The following is a 19,775-nucleotide window of genomic DNA, read 5'->3' on the forward strand; positions in this document are numbered from 1 at the left end:
GTGCTTTCGCCTCGTAGATCCGCGTTGGCACGGCAACGCCGCGGCCCGAAGTTGGTGGGCGATCGGTTGAGCCGCCCGGTGCGTCGCGCCGCTACAGGTGACGCGTCGTATCGATCCCGAGGGACATGCCCGCGAGGCCGCGACGGCGGACCGCGAGTTTGTCGGCGACCTCGAGCAATGCCTTGGCGGCCGGATTCTCCGGATCCCGCAGCACGATCGGCGTGCCCTCGTCACCAGACTCGCGCAAGGCCTGTTCGATCGGAATCTGGCCCAGCAGTGGCACATTGGCGCCCACCGCGCGGGTGAGGCGTTCGGCGACGGACTGGCCGCCACCGGAGCCGTAGAGCTCCATCCGGCTGCCATCGGGCAGATCGAGCCAGGACATGTTCTCGATGACACCCGCGATCCGCTGCCGCGTCTGCAGCGCGATCGCACCGGCACGCTCGGCGACCTCGGCGGCCGCGGGCTGAGGCGTGGTGACGACCAGGATCTCCGCATTCGGGATCAGCTGCGCGATGGAGATCGCGACATCGCCGGTGCCGGGCGGCAGATCGAGCAGCAGCACGTCCAGGTCGCCCCAGAACACATCGGCGAGGAACTGCTGCAGCGCCCGGTGCAGCATCGGACCGCGCCACACTACCGGCGTATTGCCCTGGGTGAACTGCGCGATGGAGATCAACTTCACATTGTGTGACTGCGGCGGCATGATCATCCGCTCGACCTGCGTCGGCCGCGCGTCGGTGCCGAGCATCCGCGGTACCGAGTGGCCGTAGATATCCGCGTCCAGCACACCGACCGACAGACCGCGTGCGGCCATGGCGGCGGCGAGATTGACTGTGACACTGGACTTTCCGACGCCGCCCTTACCCGAGGCCACCGCGTACACGCGGGTCAGCGAACCGGGCTGAGCGAAGGGGATCACCGGATCGGCGGAGTCGCCGCGCAGCTGCTTGCGCAGGTTGGTGCGCTGCTCGTCGTTCATGATGTCGAGCTCGACCGTCACGGCGCCCACCCCAGCGACATCGGCCACCGCCTTGGTGACCCGCTGGGTGATCTCGGTGCGCAGCGGGCAGCCCGCCGTCGTCAGGTAGACCTCGATATGGACATTGCTATCGGCACCGATCGCGATGCTCTTCACCATGCCCAGTTCGGTGATCGGTTTGCGGATCTCCGGGTCGTCGACCTTCGCGAGGGCTCCCCGCACATCCGCTTCCGTTACCACTGGCATGGCAGAAATTTTACGTTGTGTCAGATTCGCGGCAGGTCACCGGGCTTGGGTGCGATGCCGGAGGCGTAGGAACCGGCCCATGCCATCACATTGGCGACGTAGGCCATGGAGTTGTTGTAGCGCAGAATCGCCCGCGTCTGCTGGGTGAGGTCGCGCATGTTCAACCCGCCGTCGCACAGGTACTTGCCCGCGGTCAGCGCCGCGTCGAACAGGTTCTGTGGATCGGCGATGCCGTCGCCATTGCCGTCGGCGCCGTAGCGCTTCCAGGTCTCCGGCAGGAATTGCATGGGCCCGATGGCGCGGTCGTATCCGCTGAGTCCGTCCAGCGCGCCGCCGTCGGTATCCCCGACGACGTGATTGCCCGCGAGGCTGCCGTCGAGAACCGGTCCGTAGACCGGTGTCAGCGGATTGCCGTCGGCATCGGCCTTGCCGAAGGCGTGGGTCGATTCGACCCGGCCGATTCCGGCGAGCAGGTACCAGGGGATTCCGCAGACGGGATTCTCGGCGGCGATCGTGCGTTCGGCATTCTGGTAGGCCGCGACGGCGACGCCGGGAATGCCGAGCGGGCCGGGCGGCAGCGCGGCCGGTTGCCTACCATCCGGCAGCGCAACGGTTTTCACGATCGCTGGCGCACTCGGCGCCGCCTTTGCCATTGCGTGAGCGGCGAATTCGGCCGTCCCCGCTGGTTCCGCGGCGGCAGCGAGTCCGAGCGCCTGGTCGTCTTGATCGTCGCCCGGAACATGTTCCAGGACAGCCGATGCGGTCGGATCGAGAGTGCCCGCGGACGCGGCGACGGCCACGAACCCAGCGGGAACCAATCCGGTCAATGCGATAACGGAGCTGCGCTTGATTGTCGCAGGCGACTGTTTACGATGACGCCCCACTGTGCGGTGACCCTCCATTGACTCGGCCGCGAGTCCTTCGTGACGGACGAAGTAGAGGCTACCGCATTCGAGACCTTTTTGTTACTGCTTCGTTATCGGGTCCGAGTGTGGCGTCACGGTTCGGCTATCTGTCCTGGTATCAGCGTTGCGGGGCCGGTGCGGGCAGCGGGATGACGATGCCGAACGGCAGCGTGATGCCCGGTGCGGGCGGCGTTGCGGCTTCTGTCTGTGTCGGCTCCGCTGCGTCGGGCGCGCCGGGCTCCGGCGTCTGCTCCGGCGTCGTCTGCGTCGATTCACCCGGCGACTGCGGGGGAGTCTGCGCATTGGGCGCGGGCTGTGCCGCACCCGGCCCCGGCTGAGCGGCACCGGGTTGGGCCGGAGTGCAGTTGGCGGCTTGCGGCGGCTGTTGCTGCGGCTGTGCCGCGGGTTGATCCGGGTGCTCGGGATCCTTCGGCTCACCCTTCGGCTCGCCATTGCCGGCACCGAAGGTCTGCGCCGGTGCGATGGGCGACTGGGCCGGATCGCCGGGTGTGGGCAGCTGCGCTGGGGCCACCTGCCGCAGATCGCACGGCGGTTTGGGCGCGGGCGGGCAGAAGATGCCGCACGGGATCGGCGGCAGACCGGGGATGGTGATCATCACCTGGGTCGGCGTCGGGGTGGTCACCGTATTCGGCGGCGGCTCGGTGGTCGTGGTGGTGGTCGGCGATGTGGTGGATACGGCCAGCATGTCCGTGCCCGCCGTGATCGGCCCGCTGCCCGGCGGAATGAGATCGGGGGAGATCTTCACCTGGCTCGGGGTGCCGCCGGTGCGGTAGGCCGCCGACCAGCTCAGCACATTGGCGGCGTAGGCGAGCGAGTTGTTGTAGCGCAGCACCGCGCGCAGTTCCTGTTGCGGGTCGCGCAGGTCCAACCCGCCCGAGCAGAGGTATTTGCCCGCGGCGAGGGCGGCGTCGAAGACATTGTGCGGATCGGAAATACCGTCACCATTGCCGTCGGCGGCGTACAGACTCCAGGTGCCCGGCAGGAACTGCATCGGACCGATGGCGCGCACCGCCGTGCCGTCGGCGGCCCTGATCACCTGGTTACCCGGCAGTGTGCCGTCGAGGGCGGGGCCGAAGATCGGGGTCACCGTGGTGCCTGCGGCGTCGGTGCGACCGCCGCCCGCATGCCCCGATTCGATCCGGCCGATACCGGCCAGCAGGCTCCAGGACAGACCGCAGCCGGGCATCGAGGATTCCAGCGCGAGTTCGGCATTGCGATATGCCGCGAGCACGATTTCCGGGATGCCGAGGGCACCGCCCGTGGCCGGGAGCGAGATGTCGTGCAACGGCACCGAACCCGCGAACAGCGGTGTGCCGTCCGCAAGCGGAGTCATTGCTCGAAGTTTGCGGGGAGCCTCCGGCGTGACCGAAAGGAGACCGACTGTCCGAGACAATGGCGCCCCGCTGGCACTGCCGGATGTCCCGTCGGTGCCGGTCGGAGCGGTCGATGCGGCGAGCAGAGCCTCGGGGGCTGTGCCGGGAGTACTGGACTGGGTGGCGTTGGTTGCCGAGCCGGTGGCGACCAGACCAGCGACGACCAGGGCCGAGACGGTAATCGGAGCGGATATTCGCATTCGGCCACACCATTCCTCGACGTCGTGGGAGCTGCTGTCCGGGACATCCCCTCCCGGCGGCTCGGGACAACGTCGTCCAGGTTACCCGTGGGTCAGAACGATGTTGACCATTTCCTGTCAATCGTCAGCAACTGGCGGTGAAACCGGGACCGCACCCTGCTTTCTGCCGGAGCTTTTCTTGCGATTACCCTTTGCGGGTTTATCCGACTGCGACTCGCGAACCGGGGCATCGGCGGCCTCGATCCGGTCCAGCACCTCTCGCATTTCCTCCAGTTCGCGGCGGACATAGTCGCGCGTAGCAACCTCGCCGATCGCGATCCGCAGCGAAGCAAGTTCGCGGGCAAGGAATTCGGTGTCGGCCTTGGTCTGGGCGGCCCGGCTCCGGTCCTCCTCCAGCGATACGCGGTCGCGGTTGTCCTGTCGGTTCTGCGCCAACAGGATCAGCGGCGCAGCATAGGCGGCCTGGGTGGAGAACGCGAGGTTGAGCAGGATGAACGGATACGGGTCCCAGCGCAGCGTGATCACGAAGATGTTCAGCAGGATCCAGACGACCACCACGATGGTCTGGATCGCCAAATAGCGGCCGGTGCCGAGGAATCGGGCAACCCGCTCGCTGGAGCGGGCCAGCGCCTCGGCGTCGTAGTCGAAGCGGAACCGCGATTCCATCGGCGTCTCGAGGCGCTGACGCGCCGGAGTCTTCTCACTCACCGTCGGCTGTCCCCTCATGCCCCGCGGCCGCCTCGTGCGCCATATCGTGCGTATCCTCCTGCTCGCGCCAATCCTCCGGCAGCAGATGGTCGAGCACATCGTCCACGCTGACCGCGCCGAGCAGGTGGTTCTCCTCGTCCACGACCGGTCCGCAAACCAGGTTGTACGTCGCGAAGTAGCGGGTCACCGCGCCGAGTGGGACATCGGGGCGCAACGGGGCCAGATCGGTGTCGAGGATGCCGCCGACCAGGTGTGCGGGAGGTTCGCGCAACAGTCGCTGCAAGTGGACCGAGCCGAGAAACCGGCCGGTCGGTGTGGCGGTCGGTGGGCGCACTACGAACACCATGGAGGCCAGCGCGGGTGTCAGATCCGGATTGCGCACTCGGGCCAGCGCTTCGGCGACGGTGGTGGCCGGGGTGAGGATCACCGGTTTCGGGGTCATCAGACCGCCCGCGGTGTCCGGCGAGTGTTGCAGCAGTCGGCGGACCGGTTCGGATTCCTCCGGATCCATCAGCGCCAGTAGCGATTCCCGCTCGCCCGTCGGCAGCTCGCCGAGCAGGTCGGCGGCATCGTCGGGGTCCATGGCCTCGAGCACGTCGGCGGCTCGGCCCACCTCGAGGTGGCCGAGCAGATCGACCTGATCGTCATCGGGAAGCTCCTGCACCACGTCGGCCAGGCGCTCGTCGTCGAGCGCGATCGCCACGTCGATGCGCCGCTTCTCCGGCAGTTCGCGTAGTAGATGTGCGACGTCGGCGGGGCGCAGGCCCTCGAACTGTTCGAGCAGTTGGGTGACGTCCTGGCCCGGCCTGCCGATTTCGTATGGGGTCAGCCCGCTGACCTGGGTCCAGTCCACCACGTGCACGGTGCGGCGGCGCCCGAGTCTGCGATGTCCGCGCACCGCGACCCTGGTCACCCGCCAGTCTCTGGTCCGGGTCTGTTCGATGCCGAGATCGACAACCAGCACATCGACATCCGCGACATCCGGCAGATCCGGATCGTCCACGCGCACCGAGGAATCGACGATCTGCGCGAGGGCGAGCATTTCGCCGGGCCGCTGGGTGAAGCGGCGCAGGCTCACCGTGCCGGTATTGAGCGCGACGACACCGGGTTCGATGGTGGTGACCCGCAGCATCGGCACGAAAATCCGTCGCCGGGACGGCAATTCGACGACGAGACCGTGCACCCGGGGCTGCTGTCGGTCGTAGCGGATGGCCACGACGACGTCGCGGATGCGGCCGATAGACTCGCCGTCCGGGCCGAGTACCACCAGCCCGGCGAGTCTGGCGACGTACACCCTGGTTGCTGCCATGGTTGTCAGGTTAGAGGGTGCGCGGACCGGTATTCGCACCATGCCCACGATCGACGGGAGTGATCATGAAGCCGCGCCGCTCGGTGCTCGCCTGCCCCGGTAGCAGCAAGAAGATGATCGATAAGGCCAAGGGGCTACCGGTCGACGAGGTATTCCTCGATCTGGAGGACGCGGTCGCGCCCGCGGCCAAGGCCGAGGCCCGCGCGAATATCGTGGCGGCGCTGAACGACTCCGGTTGGGGTAGCCAGCTGCGGGTGGTGCGGGTCAACGACTGGACCACCGAATGGACCTACACGGACGTGATCACGGTGGTCGAGGGCGCGGGTGCGGCCCTGGACGCGATCCTGCTGCCGAAGGTGACCGATGCCGGTCAGGTGCGGGCGCTGGATCTGCTGCTCACCCAGTTGGAGAAGGCCAGCGGGCTCGAGGTCGGCCGGATCGGCATCGAACCGCAGATCGAGAACGCGCTGGGGTTGCGCAATATCGACGCGATCGCCACCGCCAGTCCTCGGGTGCAGGCCCTGGTGTTCGGTCCGGCCGACTTCATGGCGAGTATCAATATGCGCACATTGGTGGTCGGTGAACAGCCGGAGGGTTATGACACCGGTGATGCCTACCACCACATTCTGATGACCATCCTGCTCACCGCCCGCGCGCACGGACTGCAGGCAATCGACGGCCCCTACCTGCAAATTCGGGATATCGATGGGTTCCGCAGGGCGGCCGGGCGCACCGCCGCACTCGGTTTCGACGGCAAATGGGTGCTGCATCCCGGACAGATCGAGGCCGCGAACGAGATCTTCAGTCCGCGCCAGGCCGATTACGATCGCGCCGAGCTGATTCTGGATGCCTACACCTTCCACACCTCCGAAAAGGGCGGTGCGCGCGGTGCGGTAATGCTCGGCGACGAAATGATCGATGAAGCCAGCGCCAAGATGGCTCAGGTAATCGCTGATAAGGGCCGGGCGGCCGGGATGACGCGCACCACGCGTTTCACACCCCCCAACATCGGTTCGGAATAGCAGAATAGAGATATGACGAATCCCTTGGGGAACTCGAATCGCGCGCGCCAGGGCCTGCCGACGCCGCCATCGGGCTGGCCGGTCGGCTCGTATCCGACCTATGCCGAGGCGCAGAAGGCGGTCGATTTCCTGGCCGACAACCAGTTCCCTGTGCAAGACGTGACCATCGTCGGCGTCGACCTCATGCAGGTAGAACGCGTGCTGTACCGACTGACCTGGGGCAAGGTGATCGGGGGCGGGGTGGTTTCGGGCGCGTGGCTCGGCCTGTTCCTCGGCCTGCTGCTGAGTCTGTTCACCACCAGCGGCGGTTTCGCGCCGGTGCTGGTCGGCCTGGTCGGCGGCATCATCTTCGGCGTGATCTCCACCTCGATCCCGTACGCGGCGACCAAGGGACAGCGTGACTTCGCCTCCACCATGCAGTTGGTGGCGGGCCGCTATGACGTGCTGTGCGACCCGAAGTCGGCCGAGCAGGCTCGGGACATGCTGGCGCGGTTGGCGATCTGAGCGCATGGAAGTAGTGGACAAGGTCCGCACCGAGGTGTTGGACCACTTCGGTGTGGCATCGACGGGTGTCGACTCCGCGTCGGTGACCTTCCTCGGGTTGGAGCCCATCGAGATCCTGCGCATTCCGGGCGAGGAGTTGGTGCACTACGTAACTCTCGGTGGCTCCCGCCATCCCATGGGCGATCCCGGTGACCTGCACGCCGATCCGGTGCGCGGCCCGCGCGCCGAACTGGTGCTGACGCTGCGCGCCGGAGTCGGCGCGAGTTCGGGGCTGGCCCGCACGCTCGGTGTGCTGGTCGCGGCGCCCGCCGTGGAAGGTGTTGTGCTGCAAGCCGATGCGCTACTCGACCTCGGGGAGCCGATGTGGCGCAATGCGCCGTTCACCGCGGTGTTATTGGGCGAGAGCGATATTCCCGAGGTGGTATTGCCCGCGCCCGCCGAGCCGGTGCGGTATTTCGCGGTAGTTCCGGTGACCGCGACCGAGGCGGCCTGGGTGCGGGTACGCGGTGCGCAGGCGTTGCGCGAGGCCTGGGCGGAGGCGGGTATCGATGTGCGCGATCCCGCGAGAGGTGCTGCGGCACTGTAGTTTCGGGCGTCAGAGCCAATTGTTGCGGTGGAAGTTGACGTACAGCACGGTGCAGACCGCCGTGATGAGGAGTAGCACGGCCGGATAGCCCCAGACCTGTTTCAGCTCCGGCATATGCTCGAAGTTCATGCCGTAGATCCCGGCGATCATCGTCGGCACCGCGGCGATCGCGACCCACGCGGAGATCTTGCGCATATCGGTGTTCTGCTGGACACCGACCTTGGCGAGCGCGGCAGTGATCAGTGCGCTGAGCGCCTCGTCGAAATCGTTGATCCGCTCGGCCACCGCCGTGTGATGATCGGCGACATCGCGCATATAGCGCCGAATCTCCTTGGGCAACGGCATTCCGGTGTTGCGGCCGAGTGCTTCGAGCGCGATTCCGAGCGGATTCACCGCGCGCCGTAGCTCCACGACCTCACGCTTGAGCTGATAGATCGATTCGACGGCCACCTTGCTGCGCGGCGTAAAGATCTCTTCCTCCATCTCGTCGATATCGTTCTCGACCGACTGCGCGACCTCGACGTAGGAATCCACCACGTGGTCGGCGACCGCGTGCAGCACCGCGCCGGGGCCGTACACGAGCTGCTCGGGTTGGCACTCCAATTCCTTTCGAACACCGGCCAATCCGGTGTGCTCGCCGTGCCGGACGGTGACGGCGAAATTGGGCCCGGTGAAGACCATGATGTCGCCGGTCTCGACGATCTCGCTGATCGTGTGGATTTCGTGCGGGACGTAGCTGACGGTGCGGAGTACGAGGAACAGGGTGTCGTCGTAGCGTTCCAGCTTCGGCCGCTGATGGGCGTGGACGACGTCTTCCACGGCCAGCGGATGCAGATCGAAGGTCTTGGCGATATCGGCCATCTGGTACTCGTCCGGATCGTGCAGTCCGACCCACACGAATCCGGTTCCACGGTTGCTGACCTCGGCCATCGCGTCGGCATGACTGAAGTGGCCGGGCAGTCGCCTGCCGTCGATGTAAACAGCGCAATCGACCACCGCACGAGCGGTGGGGACCGGGATATGGGGCAGCGGCGTGTGCGCTCGGCCCTGGCCGCGGAACGACGGTAGCGGCGGAATAGATGGCACCGCTCGATGCTACGTCGCCTGCGCTTTCCGCTCGCGACGAGCGGCACGGTATGAAAGAAGGCGTGCGCATCGACCTGCATACCCATTCGACCGCGTCCGACGGCACCGATACCCCGGCCGAACTCGTCCGGAACGCGGCGGCGGCGGGACTGGACGTCATCGCGATCACCGACCACGACACCACCGCTGGGTGGAGCGAGGCGGTCGACGCGCTGCCGAAGGGGTTGACACTCGTCCGCGGCATGGAGATGTCGTGTATCGGCCTGGGCGAGGACGGGTGGCCGGTTCCGGTGCACCTACTCGCGTATCTCTTCGATCCGACCGATCGGTCTTTCGCCGATGAGCGTGAGCGCCTGCGCGCCGAGCGGGTCGAGCGTCTGCGCGCGATGGCCGAGCGGATGCGGGCCGACGGACTACCCATCGATCCGGACGCGGTGCTGGCCTCGGCGGGACCGTCCGCGGGCCGCCCGCACCTGGCCCGTGCTCTCGTCGCGGCCGGAGTGGTGCCGAGCGTGGACGCGGCGTTCACCGAATTGCTGGCCCCGCACGGCCGCTACTACGCCGAGAAGGCCGATACCCCGGTGCGCCGCGCCGTCGAGATGATCGCGACCGCCGGTGGCGTCAGCGTGCTCGCGCACACCAGGGCGCGCAAGCGCGGCCGGTTGCTCGCACTCGACGAGATTCGCGAACTCGCCACCCTCGGACTCGGCGGGCTGGAGATCGCGCATCCGGATCATTCCGCGGCCGACCGGGCCCTGCTGGTCGATCTGTCCGCCGAACTCGGTCTCATCACGACCGGATCGTCGGACTATCACGGCGCGAACAAAACCATCCGGCTCGGTGAATTCACCACCGATCCGGCGCAATTCGAGGAACTGGCCGGCAAAGCCACGGGAGTGCCGGTGATCGCCTCGTGAGAGTGCTGCGCGGACTCAGCGGAATTGTCGCCGGTGGGATGTTCGTGCTCGCCCTCGTCGTTGTCGGAACCGCGGTCATCGCTGCTCGGCGCGATTTTCCCGGACCCGGTGGGGAATCGGTGACATGGCATGTCACCGCATCCATGGTCGGCGTCGGCGCACAGATTTTTTCGGATCGACATCGGGGTTTCGCTGCTTTTTCCGGATCGATGGTCGTATTCATCGTCGCCGGATTATTGCTCTGGACCCAGTGGTGGAGCTGATATCTCGGTAATGGTTGCGGCCAAGTGAATTGTGGTCGAACATTTTTCTTTGTGACTGAATGCGAGACGGATGTGCTCGTCCTCGGCGGCGGTCCCGCCGGGGTTTGGGCTGCCGTCTCCGCCGCCACTGCGGGCGCTCGGGTGGTACTCGTCGACAAAGCGCGCTGCGGTGCCAGCGGACCCACCCCATGCGGGACGACATCGCTGTGGAATATCCCGCCGGGATCCGCCAGGGACGATGCGGTGCGGCGCGCCTACGCGCACGGCGGCGGACTCGCCGAACCGGAGTGGATGCTGCGGGTGCTCGACGAGACGCATCGGCGGGTCGAACTGCTGGCCCAGTGGGGTTATCGGTTTCCGGGGCAGGGCAGTGGACCCGATGCCAGGGGGCCATCGTTGCGGGTATGCCTCGACGGCGTGAGCTATCTGCGCCGGATGCGCCGCCGCGCGCTCGAGGCGGGAGTGCGCGTCCTCGATCATCATCCCGCGCTGCAAATGCTCGTCGATCGCGACGGTGCGGTCGCCGGTGCGGCCGGTGTGCAGCAGCTCAATGGTTTTCGCCCGTGGATCATCCGGGCCGGGGCCGTTGTCGTCGCTACCGGTGGCTGCGCCTTCCTGTCCGGGGGTGCCGGCACCGATGTCGACACCGGCGACGGACTGCTGCTGGCCGTCGAGGCGGGCGCGGAATTGTCCGGGATGGAATTCTCCAGCGCCTACGGACTCACGCCGGTTATGTCGGGACCCCGTGATGCGGCGTCCGCACCAGGGCTGGCATTGCATTCAGCGACGCTCTACGACGAATCCGGCGCGAAGATCACTGGTCATCGTGCCGCGGCATTCGCCGCGATCGCCGATGGCCACCGGATCTACGCCGCACTGGACGATGTGCCGTACCAGGTCCGGCGCTGGCTGGCCCGTCAGGGCCTGGTCGATCGCACCCGCCGGGTGCCGCTGCGCGCGGTGCTCGAGGGCACCGTGCGCGGAACCGGCGGATTGCGCATCGCCGGGGTGGACTGTGCGACCACGGTGGCCGGACTCTATGGCGCGGGCGATGTGATGACGCGCGAGCCGATCACCGGTGCGGTCAGTGGCTTCGGCGGTCAGGGCGGAGCCTGGGCCATCGCTTCGGGGGTATGGGCGGGTAAGGGCGCGGCGCGGTTCGCGCGCGGCCGCGGCCGGACCGGGCCGGTGCGCGAGCTGGCGGGTGCCGGACTGAACCCGGTGGCCCGCATCGATCCGCGCGCGGTGGTCGGGCTGGTGCAGGAGCACACGCTGCCGCTGCGCCGCAGCTTCTGGCGCAGCGCGGGGAGTCTGCGCGACAGCATCGCCGAACTTGACGCCATGTGGCCGGGCGCCGAATTCGATCTGGGCGGATTCGGGGTGGATCGGCTGCGGGCCAGGCAGGCGGCGGCGCTACTGGCGGTGGCGCGCTGGACCAAATACAGTGCACTGGCGCGCACCGAGAGCCGCGGCATGCACCGGCGCACCGATCATCCCGGCGCCGCGGCCGATTGGCGGGTGCGGTTGACTTCGGGCGGGCTCGACACGGTGTGGGTGCGATCGGACACACGCCAGCCCGCACCGCAACTCGCCGCCGCGGTGCCCGAAGTCGCTGCGGTTCTGCCCGAACCCACTGCCGGTCCGGACCTCACCGCCGCCGATCCGATCGCGTTGTGACAGCTCACGGGATACCGCTACCGAACTGCGAGTTTCTGCTTACCCCCTGGTAATTCCGACGACCTATCCTCGAAAGATGACGCTCGGCCGGGACACGACACGCCGGTTTGGCAATGCGTCGTCCCAGCTGGCAGAATGTTGCGGATTCCCGCCCACGCCACCGCCGGGTTCGGGAACATCGGCGATCTCCGCCTCGCGACGCACCGTCGCGTCCCGAGGATCCCCCCGCACGTTCTATCCGGACACACCCGTTCGGCCCTCGCTCTGCGGATCAGTGCCGCGCCACATTTCGGTATTGGACCGTCGGCTCTTCCACGCCTTCGGCCCCACTCGAAACGTCCCGGTCAGCGCACTCGATGAGCGTATGAATCAGCCAATACCCATTACCCGGCGGTAACCCGTCCCCCGGTTTGTCCGACCCGAGCAGGAGTGAAATCGTGTCATCTGTGACTGACGCACCGAATGCCACTGCAAGCCTTTCTGAAATCACGCACGACGAGATTTTCGCGGGACATCTCGGTGGCAAACTATCGGTCGAACTCACCGCACCGCTGGACACCCAGCGCGACCTTTCCATCGCCTACACCCCGGGTGTGGCGAAGGTCAGCCTGGCCATCGCGGAGGATGAGGCGCTGTGCAAGCGCTACACCTGGACCGACCGTCTGGTCGTCGTGGTGAGTGATGGCACCGCGGTGCTCGGTCTCGGAGATATCGGCCCGCGCGGCTCGCTGCCGGTGATGGAGGGCAAGGCGGCGCTGTTCAAGAAGTTCGCCGGACTGAACTCGATTCCGATCGTGCTCGACACCAAGGATGTCGACGAGATCGTGGAGACGATCGTCCGGCTGCGTCCGAGCTTCGGTGCGGTGAACCTGGAGGACATCTCGGCGCCGCGCTGCTTCGAGATCGAACAGCGGCTCATCGAGGCGCTCGACTGCCCGGTCATGCACGATGACCAGCACGGCACCGCCATCGTGGTGCTCGCCGCCCTCAACGGTGCGGCCAAGGTGCAGGGCCGTGCCATCGACGATATGAAGGTCGTGGTGTCCGGTGCCGGTGCCGCCGGCGTGGCGTGCACGAACATCCTGCTCGCCGCGGGCGTCAAGGACGTGACCGTGCTCGATTCGAAGGGCATCGTCAGCCGGGACCGCGGCGACCTCAACGAGGTGAAGGTCGAACTGGCGCAGCGCACCAACCCGCGTGGGTTGACCGGTGGTGCCGCCGAGGCGCTGGCCGGTTCCGATGTGTTCCTCGGCCTTTCCGCGGGCACCATCGCCGAGGAACTGATCGCCTCGATGGCGCCGGAGTCGATCGTGTTCGCCATGTCGAACCCGAATCCGGAGATCCACCCCGATGTCGCGCACAAGTACGCCGCGATCGTGGCCACCGGGCGCAGCGACTTCCCGAACCAGATCAACAATGTGCTGGCCTTCCCCGGCGTCTTCAAGGGCGCGCTGGACGCGGGCGCACGCCGGATCACCGAGGGCATGAAGATCGCCGCCGCGGACGCCATCCTCAGCGTGGTCGCCGACGAACTCAGCCCCGACAAGATCGTGCCGAGCCCGCTGGACCCGCGCGTCGCCCCGGCCGTTGCCCAGGCCGTCGCCGCTGCGGCCCGCGCGGAGGGTGTCGCGTAGCCCGATCTCGCGAATACGGGGCCGTCCACGGTGGTGGGCGGCCCCGTATTTCGTTACGGGTCAGTGCGGTACGGATACGGCCGAGACGAATTTTGCGACTTCGGCGTCGGTCAGGTTCTTGGCGATATCCGATTCGCAGATCATGCCGACCAGGCGCTTGTTGGCATTGACCACCGGTATCCGCTTGATCTGCTCCCGCTCCATCGTGTCGAGCACCTCGCGGACGTCGGCGTCGTCGGACACCCAGCGCGGCGTGCCCTCCGCCAGATCACCGGCCCGGACCTTGCTCGGATCATGGCCCATCGCAACACATTTCACAACGATGTCGCGATCGGTCAGCATGCCGACCAGCCGATCATTGTTGCCGATCGGCAGGCCGCCGACATCCAGCCTGCGCATCATCTGCGCGGCCCGGTCCAGCGTCTCGTCGGCGGGAATCCATTCCGCATCGGCGTGCATGATGTCGCGAGCCTTCATGGAGCGACTGTTCACAGCAACCTCCTCGTCTCGGATGAATGAACCATGGGGTAACGACGACTCTGTCTCGTCACATAGTGACCCCGATCACAGTGTTGGTCAACGCGGAGTTGCTGGCGGTGTGCTGATGGTGCACCAAGATCGCGGCATATCGGCCTGAAATGCGTTCATCGTGGATTATCGACGGACGCCGCCATATCGCTTTCGCACGCCGGCCTGCGTGCCTCGCTCGCGGCATCCGAGGTGGAGCTTCTGGCGAGGTCGTAGTAGATGCTCGGCCGCGATGACACCGTGGTGCCGGTGTCGAGTGTGCCGATGACCACTACCTGCCCGTTGTTCACCGCGAGGTTTGCACGATGGCTGCCGGTGTGACTGTCGCCCGGCTCGTGCGGCGTAGGCGGCCGGTACCGGGGGTGCTGGCCCAGACCACGAAGGCGAGCAGGCCGTCCATGAGCATGGCGAGGGCGGCAACCAGGAGGGCGCCGACCAGGACGCGGTCGTAGCGGTAGACCGCGATGCCGTCGAAGATGTAGCGGCCGAGTCCGCCCAGGTTGACGAAGGCCGCGATGGTCGCGGTGGCGATGACCTGGAGGGTGGCTCCACGCAGTCCGGTGAGCAGGATCGGCAGTGCGTTGGGGACTTCCACGCGGAACAGGATCTGGCGCTCGGTCATGCCCATGGCGCGTGAGGCGTCGACGACGTCGGCTGGGACATTGGCGATGCCGGCGTAGGCACCGGCCAGCAGCGGCGGAATGCCGACCGTGACCAGCGCGAGCAACGGCGGGATCAGTCCGAGGCCGAGCAGCAGCACCAGGAAGGTGAGCAGGCCGAGGGTCGGCAGGGCGCGCATGGCATTGGCGAATCCGACGAGTACCGCGGCACCACGGCGGGTGTGCCCGATGACAAGGCCGAGCGGTACCGCGACCGTCGCGGAGAAGACGATGGTCAGGAAGCTGTACCAGAGGTGCTCGCCGATGCGGTGTTCGATGCCCGCCGGGCCGCTCCAGTTCGCGCCACTGGTGAGGTAGTGCCAGGCGTCGATGAAAAGGTTCATGCGGCGGCGCCTTTCGCCTTCACGGTCCTGGCGTCGGCGCGCACCCACGGGGTCGACCAGCGGCCGAGGGCATAGACGAGCCGGTCGAAGATCAGCGCCAGCGCGAGCGTCACGATGATGCCGGCGATGATCTCGTCCGGATAGTCGCGCTGATAGCCCTGGGTGAAGAGTTTGCCGAGCCCGCCGACGCCGATCAGCGCGCCGACCGAAACCATGGCGATATTGGTGACCACCACGACCCGCAGACTGGATACGAAAACCGGTATGGCCAAAGGCATATCGACAGTCAGCGTGCGGCGCAGCGAACTGAAGCCGACGGCATCGGCGGCATCGATGACGGCGGGCGATACCGAATCCAGCGCCGTCGGCACCGCGATCACCAGCAGCGCGGTCGAGTACACGGTGAGCGCGATGATCACATTCAGCGGGTCGATGGTCGTGATTCCGGCCAGCGGCGGAATGATCACGAACAGCGCCAGCGACGGAATGGTATAGGACAGGCTGGCCACCGTCACCGAGATCCGCCGCAGCCAGGACACGCGCCGAACCAGTGCCCCCACCGGAATCGCGATGATCAGACCGAATACGAGCGGCACCAACGCCAGATACAGATGGGTCCTGGTGAAACCCATGATCTCGGCGAAGTTGTCGATCAGATACCTCATGCGTTCTCGGTTTCGAAGAAGTGCCGATTGCGCTCGTCGTCCTCCGCCGTGCGCTGCCCGGCGAGCTGCTCGAGTACCTCGGGAGCCAGGATGCCGCCGCTTGCGGCACCCGAATCATCCACGGCAACACCGATTCCCGACGGAGACGAGATGGCCGCGTCCAAGGCCTGCCTGAGGTCACCGCCCGGTGGGAACAGCGAGCCACCCGCCGCGATGCTGTCGTGCAACGCCCGGCCCGCCCGAATGCCCTCGACGCCGGTGACATCGATCCAGCCGCGCGGTACTCCGGAATCGGTAACCACCAGTACCCATTCGCCGCGTTCCAGCCGCAGTTCGGCGAGTTCGGGTTCGGTCGCGGTGTGAATCTCGTGCAGTACCAAGCTGTCCGCGCTGCGGAACGACAGTGCTCGATAGCCGCGGTCGCGCCCGACGAATCCGGCGACGAAATCGGTTGCGGGCGCGGCGAGTACGCGTTGTGGTTCGTCGTATTGCTGCAGAATGCCGCCGGGGCCGAAGACCGCGATCCGGTCGCCGAGTTTGACCGCCTCATCGATATCGTGGGTGACGAAGACGATGGTCTTGTGCAATTCCGCTTGCAGCCGGAGCATTTCGGCCTGCAACTCCTCGCGCACCACCGGATCGACCGCGCTGAACGGTTCGTCCATCAGCAGCACCGGCGGATCGGCGGCCAGTGCCCTGGCCACCCCGACTCGCTGCTGCTGGCCGCCGGAGAGCTGGGCCGGATACCGGTTGGCCAGCGAGCGGTCCAGCCCGACCCGGTCCAGCACCTCGAGTGCGGCCGCTCGGGCCGCGCGGCGCCGAACCCCTTGCAGCACCGGCACGGTCGCGACATTGTCGATGACGGTGCGGTGCGGCAGGAGTCCGGCGCTCTGGATCACGTAGCCGATACCGAGCCGCAGCTCGACCGGATTCACCGTCGAAATATCTTCGCCGCCAACGGTGATGGTGCCCGAACTGGGCGTGATCATCCGATTGATCATTCGCATCGAGGTGGTCTTGCCACAGCCCGACGGTCCGACGAAGACGGTGAACGAACCGGATTCGATGCGCAGATCGAGTTCGGAGACGGCGTGTGTGCCATCCGGATAGGTCTTGCTGATCCGGCTGAATTCGATATCGGACACGCTGGCTCCTACTTGATCGGCGTGTTCAGCCCCTGGGCGGTGACCCATTGCTGTGCCGCGGCCTTGGGTTCGGTCTTGCTGTTCCCGGAGACCGCCTCATTGAGCTTGATCAGCTCGTCGGTGGTGAGTTTCGCGGAGACGGCATTGAGCGCGGCGAGCGCCTTATCGGTCTTCTTGCTGGCATTGAACAGCGGCACCACATTCTGGGCCGGGAAGTTGTGCTTCGGATCCTCGAGCACCACCAGGTTGTTCTGCACGATCGCGGGGGAGGTGGTGAAGATATCGGCCGCGGTCACCGTGCCGTCTACCAGCGCGCGCACGGTCGCCGGGCCGCCGCCGTCGGCGATCGGCACGAAGTTGTTCGCGGCGATATCGAGGTTGTAGTTCTTCTTCAGACCGGGCAGACCGCCTGCACGCTCCTGGAATTCGGCGGGCGCGCCGAATTTCACCTCGGCCGAATGCGCGGCCAGATCGGCGATGCTGTGCAGGTTCCAGCGCTCCGCGGTGGCCTTGGTGACCACGACCGCATCGGAGTCCTGACCGGGTGCCGGAGTGCCGATGGCCAGGTCGGAGCCGACCGCCTTGGCGAGTGCGGCGTCGACGTCGGCGGAGCTGGTCGCGGTGGCGTTCTTGTCCAGATACTGCAGCAGGTTGCCGTTGTAGTCCGGGATCACCGAGATCGCGCACTGGCGCAGCGCCGGGATATAGGCCTCGCGGCTGCCGATATTGAGCTTGGTGTCGACCTTGAATCCATTGACGCGCAACACTTCCGCGTAGATATTCGCGACCGTCTCGGACTCCGGGAAGTTCGCCGAACCGACGGTCAGCCCGTCGCCGTCACAATTGCCCTTGGCCGCAAGCGGATCGGAGTTGCCGCAGGCGGACAGGATCATGGCGGCGGCCAGCGCCGCGGCAGCGACGAGAACGCGGGCGGTGCGCAGCGTCAGCCGCAGCGCGAACCGCCCGTGCCTCGCGGCATCGGGGGTGATCGTGGATTTCACTGGAGTCCTTCCGGCATGGACGGGCGGTGCAAGGAGCCGTGTACGCACGGCCACCCGGTACATTCTGGTGGTTCATACTGCCCGTTGCATGGTGTTCCTGTTCGCTACGGAGAGTTGGTGTCGCCGGATGGTATTGGCCGCGTCGAGGCGGATGCTGGCACGACTGATGGTCGTGACGGCCGTCGCGCTGGCCGTTTCCTGTGGAAACGACGATCCGGGACCGACGATAGCGGTCGGCGCGGGCGATTCGATGGAATCAAATCTGCTTGCGCAAATTTATGCGGGGGCGCTCGCACGGACCGGTGCGCGCACCTCGGTGGCCGCCGATCTCGGTCGCCGCGCGGACTATCTGGCCGCATTGGACGCGGGCACCGTGACGGTGGTCGGTGAACACAGTGGCGAACTGCTCACCTTTCTCAACCCGGGCGCGCAGGCCCGCAAGCCGGAGGTGACCACCGATGTGGCGGACAAGTCGGTGCCGGTACGGCTGTCGGTGACCGAGGAGTTGAACCGGTCGCTGCCGGAGGGGCTCGCGGTGTCCGATCCGGCCGACGGTACCGATATGCGATCCCGGGTGCTGTTGACCGAAGCCGTGGCGATCCGCGATAACGTGCGATCGATCGGCGCGCTGGCGCCGCGGTGCGGTGCGATCGAAGCCGGGGTGGCACCGGTACCGGATGTGCTGTCAGCGGTGGGTCCCGTGCGGATCGCCGGTTGCGATTTTGCCGGGACCAGGCCCTATCCGGATGTGGCGGCGCTGCGAAAAGCGTTGTTGGACGGCGAGATCCAGGCCGGAATCCTGACCGGGCCGACCGGTCTCGTCCCCGGCGCGACCGACGGGCTGACGATCCTCACCGATGCCGACTACGCCGTGCGTGCCGAGAATGTGCTGGCGGTCTACCGCAAGGGGCTGCTCGACGATCGGGAGATCCGGAAGCTGAATTACGTCGCGGGTGAGCTCACGACCGATGAGTTGGCGCAGATGATCCGCAAGGTGCGCGATGGCGCGAATGCCGCTGAGGTGGCTCGTGCCTGGTTGGACACCCACGCGCTCTAGCCGGCCCTCCGTCGGAAACCCTGGTCACGACGACCCGAGCGGTTCGCGCTCGGGTCGTTTGCTATGTCGCCCATCACATTTCCGTGAGATCCCGCCGTCTTGTGGTTCGACTGATCCGCGCCGTATATTCCACGTGGAGTATTTGATGCGGAGTATGTCGTAGGCCGCGGCTAGCGTGCATGCTCGCCGGAATCGATATGCGGGAGGTGACCGAAATGGGGCAGCACGCGCGCCCAACGGTGACGCCATTGGCGATCGCCGTGCTCGCGCTGCTCGACGAGCGGCCCATGCACCCCTACGAGGCGTTTCAGCTCTTGATCGCCCGTCGTGAGGACATGCTGGTGAAGGTGCGGCCGGGCTCGCTCTATCACACGGTGGCGCGATTGGCCGATCAGGGATTGGTGTGCGCCGAAGGCGTCGACCGGGACGGGAACCGGCCGGAACGCACCATCTACCGGATCACCGACAGTGGCCGGGAGACATTGCGTTCCCGGATTACCGAAATCCTGCGCAATCCCGCGCGGGAGTATCCGGTGTTCCCGCTCGCGCTCGGGGAGGCACACAACCTGCCCGCGCAGGAGGTACTCGCGTTATTGCGGGAGCGTGTGGAGCGGCTGGCGCATGATCTCGCGGACGTGGAGATGATGAGTCAGTGGGCGGGTGTGCATGCCGTGCCGCGTCGCTACTGGATCGTGCTCCCGTACCTGCACGCCACCATCGCCGCCGAGATCGCCTGGGTCAACAATCTGATCTCCGAACTGGACAGCGGCGAGATGGAGTGGGACGAATTCGATGCCGCCACCGGCGTTCGGATCACCGAGCACCAGCACCCCTGGTCCGCTGCCGAAAATCCCGAACCGCCCCCGGTGCCGCGCAGTTGGTCCGAGACCAGCACGTCACCGCCCTGATGCGCGAGGCCGATGGCCGCACGCCTGGCCGATCC

At 66.7% G+C, this 19,775-nt stretch carries 21 protein-coding genes; 9 read left to right on the forward strand and 12 right to left on the reverse strand.

Annotation, left to right across the window (positions count from 1 at the left end; genetic code table 11):
- Positions 1-91: 91 nt before the first annotated feature.
- From ACQP2D_RS07400 to ACQP2D_RS07420, 5 genes are all read right to left on the reverse strand, one after another.
- Entirely contained in the window at positions 92-1,228 is a 1,137-nt protein-coding gene (locus ACQP2D_RS07400) for an Mrp/NBP35 family ATP-binding protein (RefSeq protein WP_433682959.1), read from the reverse strand.
- A gap of 20 nt (positions 1,229-1,248) precedes the next feature.
- Positions 1,249-2,112: a lytic transglycosylase domain-containing protein gene (locus ACQP2D_RS07405; protein WP_433682960.1), complete on the reverse strand. Its 864-nt coding sequence runs from the start codon at positions 2,110-2,112 to the stop codon at positions 1,249-1,251.
- 139 nt (positions 2,113-2,251) lie between these two features.
- Positions 2,252-3,727 (reverse strand): lytic murein transglycosylase, encoded by a 1,476-nt coding sequence (locus ACQP2D_RS07410; protein WP_433682961.1) that lies wholly within the window; start codon positions 3,725-3,727, stop codon positions 2,252-2,254.
- A 117-nt stretch (positions 3,728-3,844) separates the two neighbouring features.
- The gene (locus tag ACQP2D_RS07415; protein ID WP_433685567.1) at positions 3,845-4,393 is read right to left on the reverse strand and encodes a DUF1003 domain-containing protein; all 549 of its coding nucleotides are present in this window, start codon (positions 4,391-4,393) and stop codon (positions 3,845-3,847) included.
- 34 nt (positions 4,394-4,427) lie between these two features.
- On the reverse strand, positions 4,428-5,744 hold the full coding sequence (locus ACQP2D_RS07420) for a magnesium transporter MgtE N-terminal domain-containing protein (RefSeq protein WP_433682962.1): 1,317 nt from the start codon (positions 5,742-5,744) through the stop codon (positions 4,428-4,430).
- 65 nt (positions 5,745-5,809) lie between these two features.
- Here ACQP2D_RS07420 and ACQP2D_RS07425 point away from each other — a divergent pair, with 65 nt between their 5' ends.
- Genes ACQP2D_RS07425 through ACQP2D_RS07435 form a run of 3 tightly spaced genes read left to right on the forward strand, consistent with a single transcriptional unit; the run spans position 5,810 to position 7,856 of the window.
- Positions 5,810-6,766, forward strand: coding sequence for an HpcH/HpaI aldolase/citrate lyase family protein (locus tag ACQP2D_RS07425; protein WP_433682963.1), 957 nt, complete (start codon positions 5,810-5,812; stop codon positions 6,764-6,766).
- A 12-nt stretch (positions 6,767-6,778) separates the two neighbouring features.
- A complete protein-coding gene (locus ACQP2D_RS07430; RefSeq protein ID WP_330250104.1) occupies positions 6,779-7,270 on the forward strand; it encodes a general stress protein in 492 nt (163 codons plus the stop codon).
- A gap of 4 nt (positions 7,271-7,274) precedes the next feature.
- Positions 7,275-7,856 (forward strand): suppressor of fused domain protein, encoded by a 582-nt coding sequence (locus tag ACQP2D_RS07435; RefSeq protein ID WP_433682964.1) that lies wholly within the window; start codon positions 7,275-7,277, stop codon positions 7,854-7,856.
- A 9-nt stretch (positions 7,857-7,865) separates the two neighbouring features.
- On the opposite strand, the gene ACQP2D_RS07440 is transcribed toward ACQP2D_RS07435, so the two are convergent.
- The gene (locus ACQP2D_RS07440; protein WP_433682965.1) at positions 7,866-8,942 is read right to left on the reverse strand and encodes a magnesium and cobalt transport protein CorA; all 1,077 of its coding nucleotides are present in this window, start codon (positions 8,940-8,942) and stop codon (positions 7,866-7,868) included.
- A gap of 62 nt (positions 8,943-9,004) precedes the next feature.
- On the opposite strand from ACQP2D_RS07440, the gene ACQP2D_RS07445 reads away from it, so the two are divergent.
- The 4 genes from ACQP2D_RS07445 to ACQP2D_RS07460 all read left to right on the forward strand — a co-directional run bounded on the left by ACQP2D_RS07445 (position 9,005) and on the right by ACQP2D_RS07460 (position 13,433).
- Positions 9,005-9,859 (forward strand): PHP domain-containing protein, encoded by an 855-nt coding sequence (locus ACQP2D_RS07445; RefSeq protein ID WP_433685568.1) that lies wholly within the window; start codon positions 9,005-9,007, stop codon positions 9,857-9,859.
- Positions 9,856-10,122, forward strand: coding sequence for a hypothetical protein (locus ACQP2D_RS07450; RefSeq protein WP_433682966.1), 267 nt, complete (start codon positions 9,856-9,858; stop codon positions 10,120-10,122). Before ACQP2D_RS07445 ends, ACQP2D_RS07450 begins: the two co-directional genes overlap by 4 nt.
- A 51-nt stretch (positions 10,123-10,173) precedes the next feature.
- Positions 10,174-11,799, forward strand: a complete 1,626-nt coding sequence (locus ACQP2D_RS07455; protein WP_433682967.1) for an FAD-binding protein — start codon at positions 10,174-10,176, stop codon at positions 11,797-11,799.
- A gap of 437 nt (positions 11,800-12,236) precedes the next feature.
- Positions 12,237-13,433, forward strand: a complete 1,197-nt coding sequence (locus ACQP2D_RS07460; RefSeq protein ID WP_433682968.1) for an NAD(P)-dependent malic enzyme — start codon at positions 12,237-12,239, stop codon at positions 13,431-13,433.
- A gap of 60 nt (positions 13,434-13,493) precedes the next feature.
- On the opposite strand, the gene ACQP2D_RS07465 is transcribed toward ACQP2D_RS07460, so the two are convergent.
- From ACQP2D_RS07465 to ACQP2D_RS07490, 6 genes are all read right to left on the reverse strand, one after another.
- Entirely contained in the window at positions 13,494-13,925 is a 432-nt protein-coding gene (locus ACQP2D_RS07465) for a CBS domain-containing protein (protein WP_433682969.1), read from the reverse strand.
- Positions 13,926-14,077: 152 nt separating this feature from the next.
- Positions 14,078-14,251, reverse strand: a complete 174-nt coding sequence (locus tag ACQP2D_RS07470; protein ID WP_433682970.1) for a hypothetical protein — start codon at positions 14,249-14,251, stop codon at positions 14,078-14,080.
- Entirely contained in the window at positions 14,248-14,964 is a 717-nt protein-coding gene (locus tag ACQP2D_RS07475) for an ABC transporter permease (protein ID WP_433682971.1), read from the reverse strand. The genes ACQP2D_RS07470 and ACQP2D_RS07475 overlap by 4 nt, the downstream gene beginning before the upstream one ends.
- Positions 14,961-15,629, reverse strand: coding sequence for an ABC transporter permease (locus tag ACQP2D_RS07480; protein ID WP_433682972.1), 669 nt, complete (start codon positions 15,627-15,629; stop codon positions 14,961-14,963). The genes ACQP2D_RS07475 and ACQP2D_RS07480 overlap by 4 nt, the downstream gene beginning before the upstream one ends.
- Positions 15,626-16,822, reverse strand: coding sequence for an ABC transporter ATP-binding protein (locus ACQP2D_RS07485; RefSeq protein ID WP_433682973.1), 1,197 nt, complete (start codon positions 16,820-16,822; stop codon positions 15,626-15,628). Before ACQP2D_RS07485 ends, ACQP2D_RS07480 begins: the two co-directional genes overlap by 4 nt.
- Entirely contained in the window at positions 16,783-17,715 is a 933-nt protein-coding gene (locus ACQP2D_RS07490) for an ABC transporter substrate-binding protein (protein WP_433685569.1), read from the reverse strand. Before ACQP2D_RS07490 ends, ACQP2D_RS07485 begins: the two co-directional genes overlap by 40 nt.
- 211 nt (positions 17,716-17,926) lie before the next feature.
- Here ACQP2D_RS07490 and ACQP2D_RS07495 point away from each other — a divergent pair, with 211 nt between their 5' ends.
- Positions 17,927-18,832 carry a glycine betaine ABC transporter substrate-binding protein gene (locus tag ACQP2D_RS07495; protein WP_433682974.1) on the forward strand — a complete coding sequence of 302 codons (906 nt, stop codon included), beginning with the start codon at positions 17,927-17,929 and terminating at the stop codon, positions 18,830-18,832.
- A 179-nt stretch (positions 18,833-19,011) separates the two neighbouring features.
- Positions 19,012-19,740 carry a PadR family transcriptional regulator gene (locus tag ACQP2D_RS07500; protein ID WP_433682975.1) on the forward strand — a complete coding sequence of 243 codons (729 nt, stop codon included), beginning with the start codon at positions 19,012-19,014 and terminating at the stop codon, positions 19,738-19,740.
- Positions 19,741-19,775: the final 35 nt, after the last annotated feature.

This window comes from Nocardia sp. CA-119907 (assembly GCF_050955995.1).
Taxonomy (GTDB): domain Bacteria; phylum Actinomycetota; class Actinomycetes; order Mycobacteriales; family Mycobacteriaceae; genus Nocardia.